This is a genomic window from Paenibacillus sp. HW567 (genome assembly GCF_000374185.1).
In the GTDB taxonomy this organism is placed as follows: Bacteria; Bacillota; Bacilli; order Paenibacillales; family Paenibacillaceae; genus Paenibacillus_AQ.
Window position 1 is genome coordinate 6,237,226 of sequence record NZ_KB910518.1, and the last position, 12,364, is coordinate 6,249,589.

Consider the following 12,364-nt stretch of genomic DNA (forward strand, 5'->3'; position numbering starts at 1 on the left):
GGGAAGGTATGGACTGGGGAAGAGCGAAGAATGTAATGATTTACGCCTTTTTGGTGCTGAACCTGCTGCTGTGTTATCAGCTCTGGATTGATCTGCGCGATCAGGCCAGTGCCAATCTGGATTTCACCTCCTTGTCCCAGGAAACACAGGCCGTGATGGAGGACAAGGCGATCCGGGTGCTGTGCCCAATCCCGGCAGCCACACCCCAGCTTCCCAATATTACGTACCATTACTCCGGCGATGAGCAGAATGATCCTCCGGTTCAGTTGAAGGAGCCGGTGGACAGCAAGCTGATCTATTCCTCGTTCACGGAGCTGAGTAGTGCGCTGCAGGGCCAGATCACGGATATTGCCAACTACCGCTTCGATTCACAGGAAAGTGAGGTCGGCAAGTTCGTGCTCCATCCACTGGTCGATAAGAAATATTCGCTGTTCAGAGTCAGGCTGGAGCTGATTAACAGCGACCAGAAAATCGTGGCGTACCGCTGGCCGAAGATTGAGATTGAAGCCAGCAGCGAAGACAAAGCGCAGAAGGTGCTTCCGGCTTCCCAGGCGCTGAGCAGCCTGATTGAGAAATATTTACCGGCGAATTCAGTGGTCAAAGAGATTGAGCTTGGCTACTACGGCGAGTTGTTCAATTCCGAAAGCCAGGTAGCGTCGCCCATGTGGCGGTTTATGCTGGAGAATGGCAACGCCTATTATGTGGATGCCATTAGTGCGGACATAATTAGTCCCAAGACAACAGAGCAGAAGTAGAAGGAGCAGGAGAGAGATGGGAATATCATTTACGGTGCTGTCGAGCGGCTCTACCGGTAACGTAACGGTGGTGCGGAACGGGGAAACCACGCTGATGATCGACGCCGGTCTAAGTGCCAAACGGATTGATGAGCTGCTGGCCATGCGCGAGCTGACGGGCCAGGATATTGATGGAATTCTGGTAACGCACGAGCATTCTGATCATATTAAGGGACTCGGGGCCATGGCGCGCAAATACGATCTTCCGATCTACGCCAACACCAATACTTGGGGGGCGATAGAGAAGGGAATCGGCAACATTGCCGAACATAAACGCATCATTCTGGAGACTGGGCAGCACAGGGATTTCGGCAGTCTGCGGGTAGAGTCGTTTGCAATTTCGCATGATGCGGCTGAACCGGTGGGCTACAATTTTTATGACGGCAAGGAGAAGCTTTGTGTAGCGACGGATCTTGGATATGTCAGCGATAAGGTGCGGACGGCGATTTCGGATGCCGATGTCCTTGTGCTGGAAGCCAATCATGATATTGAAATGCTGAGAATGGGACGTTATCCGTGGAACACCAAGCGGCGAATTCTGGGCGATCTGGGCCACTTGTCCAATGAGGCGGCGGGGGCGGCGCTGAGCGAGATTCTGACAGGGCGGACCAAACGCACTTATCTGGCTCACTTGAGCCGGGATCATAACATGATTGATCTGGCAAGGATGTCGGTGCGCGGGGCGATGGAAGACCGGGGCTGCTTTTTCAAAGACAGTGAATTCAGACTATGTGATACCTATTATGACCGCCCTACGCCATGGGATAAGGTGAGTCAGTCATAAGCCGGTCCATTTCGGCGATTGTATGCTCCAGCTCTTGGCGTGAGAAGAGTCCTTTATCAATCAGCAGCTCAATCATCGCACTTTGAACCAGAACCAAATGATAATGCTCATCCTTGAGATCACCCAGCTTGCCGATGAATTGTACGAGGTCCTTGCTTGTCCCAAAAGATTCCATTCTGTCTTCCTCCTTCAATACTAAGTATACGCTTTAACTGTAATAAATTTACATGAAATTTACTGTAGAAAAAATACGGAACGGCTGCTGCCTGTGATACAATTGTATAGAACAAATCAGGTGCAAGACCGGAGTAGCTGTTTCTACTATTGTAGTCTTTTAAGTTGCAAAATATTCTTCGAAAATACGTAACGATCTATGCTAGGCTGCAAGAATAAGAGAGCCTGTGTACTTAATCAGTTGAAACCTTTTAGTGCCTCCTGGAGTCTAAGAGATAAAGTGATGAGCTCGGACGTGGTTGCTTGGCGTTCAGGTCTTGAATGCAGTAGCAATAGAGGGGAGAGGGTGTAACGGTGGGACTGTTTGATGATGATTTCTATTCAACGAAAGTGTCACGGCGCATAAGCAGGGAACGTGAGGCCTCCAGTGGAGCTGGCAGCCGTAAATGGGCTGTACACAAATCACGGAGGGGACTGGCAACGTGGCAGGTGGCAATGATCTGCTCCATAGCCAGCGCTGTGATATCGGTGCTTCTCTTCAGTATGGTCACAGGGCAGTTCACTCATGAGAAAGCCAGTTCACCTTCAGTAATAGGCAAGCTCGCTGTGAGCAGCGGTGATCCCTATGACCGGATTGTTCAGGCAGCCGCTCTTGTACGTCCTGCGGTGGTAAGCATTATTAATCATAAAGAAGATAACAAGGAACTCAATATTCAAGATCAGTCGGCATTGGGTTCAGGGGTTATATATAAGAAAAACGACGGCAAGGCCTTCATCATTACCAATAATCACGTGATTGATGGCGCAGGCAAGCTGGAAGTGGTTACGGTTGACGGGGAGACCCGCAAGGCTACACTTGTTGGTGCGGATAAAGTAAGCGACATCGCAGTGCTCTCCATAGACGCCAAAGGCATCAATACCATTGCCCAGATTGGCGACTCCTCCAAGCTGCGGTTTGGTGAGACGGTAATCGCCATTGGCAATCCGCTGGGACTCGGCGATTCGCTCACCTCCGGTATTGTCAGCTACACTGAACGGACCATTCCCGTATCGCTGAACCAGGATGGCGTATATGACTGGGAGCAGGAAGTTATTCAGACCGATGCCGCAATTAATGAGGGCAACAGCGGAGGCGCGCTGGTAGATCTGGACGGCAAGGTAATAGGCATCAATACAATGAAGATCTCTGATACAGGCGTGGAAGGCCTCGGCTTTGCCATTCCAGCCAATCATGTGATAGAAACGGCGGATGAACTGACAGCCAATGGAAAAATAGCCCGTTCGTACTTGGGTGTATATTCCGTTGACCTGAACAACCCTTATGTGCCATTGGCAGAGGACCAGCGCAAGGAGCTGAACCTGCCGGCGAGCGTGAAGGACGGAGTAGTCGTGCTTGATGCTGTAGGTCCAGCCAAGGAGGCGGGACTGCAGCTCAATGATGTCATTACGAAGTTTGACGATCAGCCGATTACATCTACGCTTTCACTGCGGAAGTATCTGTACGATCACACCAAGATCGGCGATGAGCTTACAATCACTTTTTACCGCAATGGGGAATTGAAGCAGGTCACTGTGAAGCTTCTTGAGAAGCCGGAGGAATAAAAACGCGACAGACAGTATATAATGATGAAGCAGTCACATGAAGAGAGGCGGCAAGCCGTCCTTATAATTATTATTTAAGGGCGGCAACCGTTTCTAAGTGAAATAATTAGGGTAATGGATAAAGAAGGTATAAATTTGTATACTTTTTATAAGCTGATAGCCCTTACATTGGGAGATCAACCTTATAAGGGGAAATACGGAGAAATTCGGATGAATCAGCTTGCCTTTGTTATTGAGGTGTGGTAACATAAAAATAAATCATACAATTGATACCTAATTCTCGTATTGAAAAGGGCTGTCAACTGAAGTACAACCTTTTTCAATGTGTGAATTTTTTCTTTGTTTGAAGATAAAAAGAACATATTAATTTAAATTTGTGGAGGTAACACACATGCAAACAGGTACAGTTAAATGGTTCAACGCAGAAAAAGGATTCGGATTCATCGAAGTTGAAGGCGGAAGCGACGTATTCGTTCACTTCAGCGCTATCACTGGCGATGGCTTCAAAACTTTGGATGAAGGCCAACGCGTTGAATTCAACGTTGTTCAAGGCAACCGTGGACCACAAGCCGAAAACGTTGTAAAACTGTAATAATAGAAGGAACCGTCCCGCTTGTGAAAGCTGGGACGGTCTTTTTTTAAACTTACTGATACGGTTGCCGCCCTTAGAACAAGGGCGGCAATGCCGTTTTTACTTGTCTGGATTCTCGGGCTTGTTACATAAAGGAAGGGAGGAACGGCAATGAACTACCGGAAGAAGCCTCTGGAGGAAGTACCGGAGGAAAATACTGAGATATGGGCCTGTACCAACGATGGATGTAACGGATGGATGAGGGATAATTTCGCATTTGAGCATGCGCCTTCTTGCCGTCTCTGCAACTCTCCGATGGAGCGTTCCATGAAGATGCTGCCACAATTGCTTAATTCAAATGGCGATCTTAAATCGCTGAAGAAGGGCACTTCCATTAGCTAAATGAGCACCTTTATGAGTCAAGCTTTCTCTATAGAATGATGCACACATCCAAGACGGTAAAACCGTCTTATTTTTTTTGCTTTATAAACGTAATATTGTGATATTTGTCACAAATTTATTGATTTTCAGGCCGAAACCGGGTGTATAATGTGATTAATATCACACTTAAGGGTTTGGATTTTTGACAGAATATACGTAATGAATGGGGAGAAGGAAGGGGAGAAATATGGATACAGTTATACTGTCGCGTATACAATTTGCGTCGACGACAATTTTTCATTATTTCTTTGTACCGGTGTCGATTGGACTTGCGCTCTTGATTGCAATCATGGAGACGATGTATGTCAGAAAAGGCAATGACGAGTACAAAAGAATGGCACAGTTCTGGGGAAAGCTTTTCCTCATTAACTTTGCCGTAGGTGTAGTGACAGGGATCTTGCAGGAGTTTCAGTTCGGGATGAACTGGTCCGATTATTCACGTTTTGTCGGTGACGTGTTCGGAGCTCCGCTGGCCATTGAAGCGCTGCTGGCCTTTTTTCTGGAGTCTACATTTATCGGATTGTGGATTTTTGGCTGGGACAAGGTTCCGAAGAAGATTCACTGTCTCGCCATTTGGCTGGTAGCCCTGGGAACGATGTTATCGGCGTTCTGGATTCTGGCCGCGAACTCTTTTATGCAGCATCCGGTTGGCTTTGCCATTAATAATGGCCGAGCTGAAATGAATGATTTCTTCGCCCTCATTACGAACGGACAATTGCTGGTGGAATTCCCGCATACGGTGCTCGCTGCTTACGCTACAGGCGCATTCCTGGTAACGGGTATCAGTGCGTATAAACTGCTGAAGAAGCAGGATGTTTCTTTTTTCAGAAAGTCGTTTGAAATAGCTGCTATTGTCGGGGTCGTATCCTCGTTTGGCGTAGCCATTGCGGGTCATGCTCAAGCGCAGTATCTTGTAGAGACTCAACCGATGAAAATGGCTGCTACAGAAGCGCTTTGGGACGACAGTGGAGATCCTGCGGCGTGGACAGTCTACGCAAACATTGATCCTGATAATAAAGTAAGCACACATGAAATCAAGGTTCCGTACATGCTGAGCTTTCTCTCCTACAGCAAGTTCTCCGGGTCTCTTAAAGGCATGAATACGCTGCAGGCAGAGTATGAACAGAAATACGGCCCTGGGGATTATATCCCGCCTGTGCGCACAACGTTCTGGAGCTTCCGCATCATGGTTGCCGCAGGTACGGCGATGATTGCGCTTGGCGTCTATGCCATCTATCTGATGTGGCGCAAGAAGATGGAACGTCCGAATACCTGGTTCATGCGCTTTATGCTCTGGGGGCTGCTGCTTCCGCCAATCGCCAATGTATCGGGCTGGATCATGACTGAAATCGGGCGTCAGCCTTGGACGGTATTTGGACTTATGACCACAGCGGATAGTGTGTCTCCTAATGTTACTGCTGGGCAGGTGCTGTTCTCGGTCATTTCCTTTACGGCCATTTACGCCATACTGGGAGCTGTGCTGGTTGGCCTGTTCATCAAAGTGATCAAAAAAGGCCCTTATGCCATGGATAACGATCACGGTGACTCGCATGATCCATACACGAAGGAGGGATCGCATGCTTTCTCTTAATGAATTATGGTTTGTGCTGATTGCGGTATTATTTATCGGGTTCTTCTTTTTGGAAGGCTTTGATTTCGGTGTAGGGATGGAAACCCAGTTTTTGGCCAAAAATGATACAGAGCGCCGGGTGCTGATTAATTCGATTGGTCCCTTCTGGGATGCAAATGAGGTATGGCTGTTGACGGGTGCAGGTGCGATGTTCGCGGCCTTCCCTAACTGGTATGCAACGCTGTTCAGCGGCTTCTACATTCCGTTCGTCTTCGCGCTGCTGGCGCTGATTGCCCGTGGTGTCGCTTTTGAATTCAGGGGCAAACGGGATTCGCTGGCTTGGAAAAGAACCTGGGATGCCTGCATTTTCTTCGGCAGCTTCCTTCCGCCATTCCTGCTCGCTGTAGTGTTCGCCAGCTTCATCAAGGGGCTGCCGATTGACGGTGACATGCAGATGTATGCCGGCTTCTTCGATATCGTCAACGCCTATACGGTGGTGGCAGGGATTACGGTTGTGCTGCTCTGTCTTGTGCATGGCCTAATGTTCACCACACTCCGCACGGTGGGTGATCTTCAGGAACGGGCGCGCAAGCTGGCACAGAAATTGCTGTTCCCGCTGGCGGCGCTGCTGGTTGCTTTTGTAGCTATGACATATTACATGACGGATGTATTTGAACAACGCGGAGGATTGCTGCTCGTAGTTGTTATTCTTGGAATTGCCGCTTATGTGCTGTCCGGCTATTTCATGAGCAAGAAGAGAGACGGCTGGGCCTTTGGAATGACCGGAGCGGTTATGGCCTTGTCGGTGCTCTCCATCTTCGTCGGATTGTTCCCGCGTGTAATGATCAGCTCGATTGATGCAGCATTCAGCTTGACGATTACCAATGCCGCTTCCGGCCATTATTCATTGAAGGTAATGACGATTGTGGCGCTGTCGCTGCTGCCCTTTGTGCTGGGCTATCAGATCTGGAGTTATTTTATCTTCCACAAACGGGTTCACGAGAAGGAGCATCTTGAATACTAATGGATAAAAATTTGCTTAGGGTTGCAGGAGTTAAGCCGGTCTTTCTGATCGTAGGCTTCCTTACCCTGGTGCAAAGCCTGTCCATTCTTCTGCTGGCGAAATCGCTGGCAGAGGTTGTCTCTGCGCTGTTTGCGGGAGAACCGCTGAAGGAACAAGGGGCTAAAGCGCTCTTGTTCCTTCTTGCGTTTCTGGTACGCCATGCCTGTGCGCTGCTGATGAGCCGTGTATCTTACCGTTTCGCGGAAGCTACCGGCAGCAGCATGCGGAGACAAACGATGGATAAGCTGTTCCAGCTAGGGCCGAGGCTGGCCGGTGACCGGGGAACCGGGGATCTGGTCACGCTTGTGCTTGAAGGAGTTACGAAGTTCAGAACGTACATGGAGCTGATTATCCCGCGAATGGTAGGGATGGCGGTAACGCCGGCCCTGCTGCTGGTGTACGTCTATACCCTGGACACATCAAGCGGTGTCATTCTCACCTTGACGATGCCGATCATTATTGTTTTTATGATTCTGATCGGAATGACAGCGCGCAAGCAGATGGACCGTCAATTGAAGTCTTACCGCACGCTATCCAATCATTTTGTGGATTCGCTGCGCGGTCTGGAGACGCTCAAGTTTCTCGGGCGCAGCCGCAGCCACAGTGAGAGTATTGCCGCAGTCAGCGACCGCTACCGCTCGGCAACGATGCGTACGCTGCGCGTAGCTTTTTTGTCTTCGTTTGCGATGGATTTCTTCACTATGCTGTCTGTTGCTTCGGTAGCTGTAAGCCTGGGATTGCGTCTTGTTAACGAACAGATGACGCTGGTCACCGGATTGACTATTCTGATTCTCGCACCGGAATATTTCCTGCCGGTCCGGCTGGTTGGGGCTGACTTCCATGCCACACTGGACGGCAAGGAAGCGGGAGAAGCGATGCGGAGCATTATTGACCGGAAAGCTGTTCAGGCTGAACTGCTGGAGGCGGATGGTGCTGGAGAATCCAAGGCCGCTGCATCCAGAGATGCCGTATTCAATTGGCAGAAGGACAGCGTGCTTGCGCTTCATGGGGTGGGCGTAAAATATGAAGAGGACGGCGTTGCTTCGCTGAACGAAGTGAATCTGGAGTTCAAAGGGTACGCCACAATCGGCATTATCGGAGAGAGCGGAGCCGGCAAGTCTACACTGGTAGATATTCTGGGCGGCTTCCTGCATCCTACCTCCGGTACCATTGAGGTGAACGGTCACCGGGTCAGTGCGCTTACAGACGAGAAATGGCGCAGGATGACCTCTTATATTCCGCAGCGGCCTTATATTTTCAGCGGTACGCTGGCGGATAATGTACGCTTTTATTATCCTGAAGCGACGAATGAAGCAGTTGCAGGAGTCATTGCTGCTGCAGGATTATCGGAGCTGGTGGCCTCCCTGCCAAATGGGCTGGATGAAATGATCGGCGGCGGAGGACGTGCGTTAAGCGGCGGACAGGAGCAGCGTGTAGCGCTGGCCCGCGCGCTGCTGAGCAGCCGTCCGGTAATGCTGCTGGATGAGCCGACCGCCCATCTTGATATTGAGACGGAATATGAGCTGAAGGAAACGCTGCTGCCGCTTTTTGAAGGGAAGCTGGTATTTCTGGCTACCCACCGGCTGCACTGGATGGTCGACATGGACCTTATTGTCGTTATGCAGCAGGGACAGGTCGCCGAAGTTGGCACCCACCCCGAGCTTGTGGCCCGCAAAGGGGTCTATTATGACCTTATTCAAAGCCAATTGGAGGGAATCCATTGAAACGTGAAGGATGGTTTGCTCCCTATTTTCATACTTACTTTTGGCGGTTTCTGATGATTATTGCCTTGGGTGCGCTGACAATTTTCTCAGCCTCGTCCCTGATGTACACCTCGGGGTTCCTGATCTCGAAGGCATCCATCCCGCCGGAAAATATTCTGATGATCTATGTGCCGATTGTTGGCGTACGCGCCTTCGGGACGAGCCGGGCGGTAATCCACTATGTGGAGCGCCTTGTCTCCCATGATACGATTCTGCGGATTCTCTCCAGGATGCGTATCCGGCTGTACAATATTCTGGAGCCGCAGGCGCTGTTCCTCTCCTCGCGCTTCCGTACCGGCGATATTCTCGGCATGCTGGCCGATGACATAGAATACCTGCAGAATGTGTACCTGCGCACCGTATTCCCCAGCATCATTGCCCTTCTGATCTATGCCGCTGCGGTTATTTCGCTGGGCACGTTCGATGTGGCGTTCGCCCTGCTGATGGGACTGTACATGCTGGTGCTGGTTGTTGTGCTGCCGCTGGTTTCCTTGCTGCTGACGCGCTCGCGCCAGCGGCAGGTGAAGCAGGAACGCAACCGGCTCTACCAGAAGCTGACCGACGCCGTACTCGGCATGGGTGATTGGGTGATCAGCGGACGGCAAGACCAGTTCGTCGCCACCTATGAAGCGGACGAGAAATTGGTCGCCCGCACGGACGGGGCGCTAAGGCAATGGGCACGCCTGCGGATGTTCATCGGCCAGGCCATCGTTGGCCTCGCGGTGCTGTCAGTGATCTACTGGGCCGCGGGCGAATATCAGAGCGGTGCTATTGCCGGAACGCTCATTGCGGCGTTCGTACTGGTGGTGTTCCCGGTGGCGGATGCTTTTCTGCCGGTCTCGGATGCTGTGGAGAAGATTCCGCAGTACCGCAATTCGCTGGAGCGTCTGTCCGGCGTGGAAGAAGCGAAGGATAGTATTCCCGGAGTGCAGGGGGAAGCCGGACGCGCGGATACGGCGGTTCTGGCCGAGACTGCCACGAAGACAATTCAGGAAACCCGGCAGGCGCATATCGAGCTGCGGAACGCGGGATTCCGTTATGCTGCCGGGGATGACTGGTCAATACGCGACCTGAATCTGGATATTCCGCAGGGGCGGAAGATTGCGGTCATTGGCCGCAGCGGAGCGGGTAAGTCCACGCTGCTGAAGGTGATCCAAGGCGTAATTGCCCCTTCCATTGGCTCGGCTGTAATCAACGGGGTGGACGCTTCGGCATACGGCGAGATGATCCCGAAGATTATCGCCGTGCTTAACCAGAGCCCACATCTGTTCGATACTACCGTTGCGAACAACATCCGGCTCGGTGGCCCGGATGCCTCGGATGAAGACATCAAGCGGGCCGGGGAGCTGGCCAAGCTGGATACCCTGATCTCTTCGCTGCCGGAGGGCTATGATACTCCGGTGCGTGAAGCAGGGCAGCGCTTCTCCGGCGGAGAACGCCAGCGGATTGCGCTGGCCCGTATCCTGCTGCAGAACACGCCGGTGGTTGTGCTCGACGAGCCGACTGTCGGACTTGATCCACGGACGGAGCGCGAGCTGCTGGCCACGATGTTTGAGGCGATGAAGGATAAGACCGTAATCTGGGTCACGCATCATCTGGTGGGTGCGGAACAGATGGACGAAGTGATTTTTATGGAGAACGGGATTGTGGAAATGCGCGGCACCCATGCGGAGCTAATGGCCCGCGAACCCCGCTACCGCAGGCTGTATGAGCTGGACCGGCCCAGTGGATTCCTGGGAGAGTTTGCGGAGAAATAGATATTTGGAGATGCCAAGAGGCTCCTTCGCCCGGTTTGGGCGGGGGAGTTTTTTTAACAGATGAAGTGGAAGTATGTGAGTTCGGGTTATACGTTCGGGCTGTTGTTCTCCAAAGGGTTGTATGCACAGTATAAGAAGTGGGAAAAGTGTTTGTGGGGCGTTGGCAGTTACGCAAAACAACAATCGCGTATGCGGCGAAGCTGATGGATATTGATGTACATTCGCCAGAGTTCTGGCGGGCTGCACCGCTGATTGCGGAGGATATTCAGGTGAATAAAGAAAATAAAGTTGTAGACTGAAATTGTTGAATACTACAACTTATGAAGTTGTGGAATCACCAGCCTATGAGGAATAAGTTCTAGACTGAAGACCTTGGATTAGGTGTCGGGAATACAAACCGCAACGGTTCTGTAGAAAATAAAGTAGTAGATTGGAGCTGCAATTGCTTGATCCGACGGCCGTTCCCGCCGCGCTGCTGCCGCAGCCGGCGAAACCCAAGCATCAGGCTGACACTGTACGATCCGACGTATCAGTCTACAAACAATTTTATTTTTGGCCTCATATTTTGATTTCTTCTGACATAAACATCATAAAATGAATGTTTAGTGCCATCGGTCTTTTAACTAAGGAAAATCAGAGATTCACATTTCTGTCACTAACACGCTTATAGTCAAGTTGGTAAAAGTTATTTTATAGAAAAGCCACATTAAGTAATTAACTCTAATGTGGCTTACAAACACGATGGATTCTATTATTTTATTTAAAATATATTACACATCATCATAAACTTCATCTAAGTAAACTAACCTAGTAGTTGATGTTTTTATTAAACTTAAAATGTATTTTCATTATATCCCTGAGCTATATTTGCTCTATCTTGAAAATCATCTGGTGCACCCCCGGTTATTTTAGATACAACATCCCCACCCGTATATAGAATACCTAAAGAGAAAAGCAACTTACCAGTAAAACCATAATTATAATTACCAAACCATTCAGTTGTTCTAATTTGAGTGCCTCCGCCTTTGACAAAAGCAGTCCATTGTTTATAGTATGGAGAGTATCCAGACACTACTTTGTAATCCCAAATCCCACCTGGTTTGACTCTTTCGACCCACCAAGTAGTAGTATATGATAAAGCTGCAATGGGATTCCCGTAAATACCCAAGGCCAGAGAAGACCAAACATCATACATCCCATTATAATTTTGTGTAGCAATAGAGTAAGCGTAAAGAAACGGCGGAGCTCCTGGATCACTAAATGGAGTTACAATTTGATTTTGTTTTGCTTCAAGATTACGTTCTGAAATACTTTGTGAAATTCCCTCAGACGAACCCATTTGTAGATTAAAATTGTTATCTAAGTAAACCCCACCTTGTTCAAGTAAAAAATTGATTCTGCCAATATTTTCGATATAGTTATCTTGCAATTGTGAATTCACTTTTAAAACGTCGAAAGTTTCATCATTAAGAACAATTTGGCCATCTTCATTAAGAGAAATCAATCCTTTATTAATGATCTCTTGATGAAGTGCTTTCAGTTGATCTGTTTCTTGTGAGTCAAGAGAACTTAATGGATCTGTCTTATAAATTGCACTGTTTCGGATGGAATCAGGAATTCCATCTGAATTAGACTTCTGAATTTCTTCACCAAAAGCAGATCCAGAGAACACACATGAGCAAATAATTGCAAGCGAGATTAGAAATGAAAATCTTTTCACACAATATCCCTCCTTATTTTGTTATAATTTGTATATTAATTCCTCCTTTTTTCATCATACCATTTTAATCCTTTATTTGGTGTAATTAATACACAATATTCATATTTTATCCATAATATCCAAAG

12 protein-coding genes are annotated in these 12,364 nt (G+C 49.2%); 10 read left to right on the forward strand and 2 right to left on the reverse strand.

Annotated features, from left to right (window positions below):
* Positions 1-8 precede the first annotated feature (8 nt).
* A complete protein-coding gene (gene yycI / locus B212_RS0127805; protein ID WP_019914574.1) occupies positions 9-755 on the forward strand; it encodes a two-component system regulatory protein YycI in 747 nt (248 codons plus the stop codon).
* Positions 756-771: 16 nt separating this feature from the next.
* Positions 772-1,578 carry an MBL fold metallo-hydrolase gene (locus B212_RS0127810; RefSeq protein WP_019914575.1) on the forward strand — a complete coding sequence of 269 codons (807 nt, stop codon included), beginning with the start codon at positions 772-774 and terminating at the stop codon, positions 1,576-1,578.
* Here the strand turns inward: B212_RS0127810 and B212_RS0127815 are convergent.
* Positions 1,547-1,753, reverse strand: coding sequence for a hypothetical protein (locus B212_RS0127815; protein WP_019914577.1), 207 nt, complete (start codon positions 1,751-1,753; stop codon positions 1,547-1,549). The two genes, B212_RS0127810 and B212_RS0127815, sit on opposite strands and share 32 nt — an antisense overlap.
* Before the next feature lie 353 nt (positions 1,754-2,106).
* Here B212_RS0127815 and B212_RS0127820 point away from each other — a divergent pair, with 353 nt between their 5' ends.
* From B212_RS0127820 to B212_RS34835, 8 genes are all read left to right on the forward strand, one after another.
* Positions 2,107-3,354, forward strand: coding sequence for a S1C family serine protease (locus tag B212_RS0127820; RefSeq protein WP_019914578.1), 1,248 nt, complete (start codon positions 2,107-2,109; stop codon positions 3,352-3,354).
* Between the two features lie 391 nt (positions 3,355-3,745).
* Positions 3,746-3,946, forward strand: a complete 201-nt coding sequence (locus tag B212_RS0127830) for a cold-shock protein (protein ID WP_019914582.1) — start codon at positions 3,746-3,748, stop codon at positions 3,944-3,946.
* A gap of 150 nt (positions 3,947-4,096) precedes the next feature.
* On the forward strand, positions 4,097-4,327 hold the full coding sequence (locus B212_RS0127835) for a cold-shock protein (RefSeq protein WP_019914583.1): 231 nt from the start codon (positions 4,097-4,099) through the stop codon (positions 4,325-4,327).
* A 226-nt stretch (positions 4,328-4,553) separates the two neighbouring features.
* Positions 4,554-5,957, forward strand: a complete 1,404-nt coding sequence (locus B212_RS0127840) for a cytochrome ubiquinol oxidase subunit I (RefSeq protein WP_019914584.1) — start codon at positions 4,554-4,556, stop codon at positions 5,955-5,957.
* On the forward strand, positions 5,944-6,960 hold the full coding sequence (gene cydB, locus B212_RS0127845; RefSeq protein ID WP_019914585.1) for a cytochrome d ubiquinol oxidase subunit II: 1,017 nt from the start codon (positions 5,944-5,946) through the stop codon (positions 6,958-6,960). Before B212_RS0127840 ends, cydB begins: the two co-directional genes overlap by 14 nt.
* The gene (gene cydD, locus B212_RS0127850; RefSeq protein ID WP_019914586.1) at positions 6,960-8,723 is read left to right on the forward strand and encodes a thiol reductant ABC exporter subunit CydD; all 1,764 of its coding nucleotides are present in this window, start codon (positions 6,960-6,962) and stop codon (positions 8,721-8,723) included. Before cydB ends, cydD begins: the two co-directional genes overlap by 1 nt.
* Positions 8,720-10,519, forward strand: a complete 1,800-nt coding sequence (gene cydC, locus B212_RS0127855) for a thiol reductant ABC exporter subunit CydC (RefSeq protein WP_019914587.1) — start codon at positions 8,720-8,722, stop codon at positions 10,517-10,519. Before cydD ends, cydC begins: the two co-directional genes overlap by 4 nt.
* A 152-nt stretch (positions 10,520-10,671) precedes the next feature.
* Positions 10,672-10,818: a hypothetical protein gene (locus tag B212_RS34835; protein ID WP_156830241.1), complete on the forward strand. Its 147-nt coding sequence runs from the start codon at positions 10,672-10,674 to the stop codon at positions 10,816-10,818.
* 533 nt (positions 10,819-11,351) lie between these two features.
* On the opposite strand, the gene B212_RS32590 is transcribed toward B212_RS34835, so the two are convergent.
* The gene (locus B212_RS32590; protein WP_019914589.1) at positions 11,352-12,239 is read right to left on the reverse strand and encodes a polymorphic toxin type 44 domain-containing protein; all 888 of its coding nucleotides are present in this window, start codon (positions 12,237-12,239) and stop codon (positions 11,352-11,354) included.
* Between the last annotated feature and the right edge of the window lie 125 nt (positions 12,240-12,364).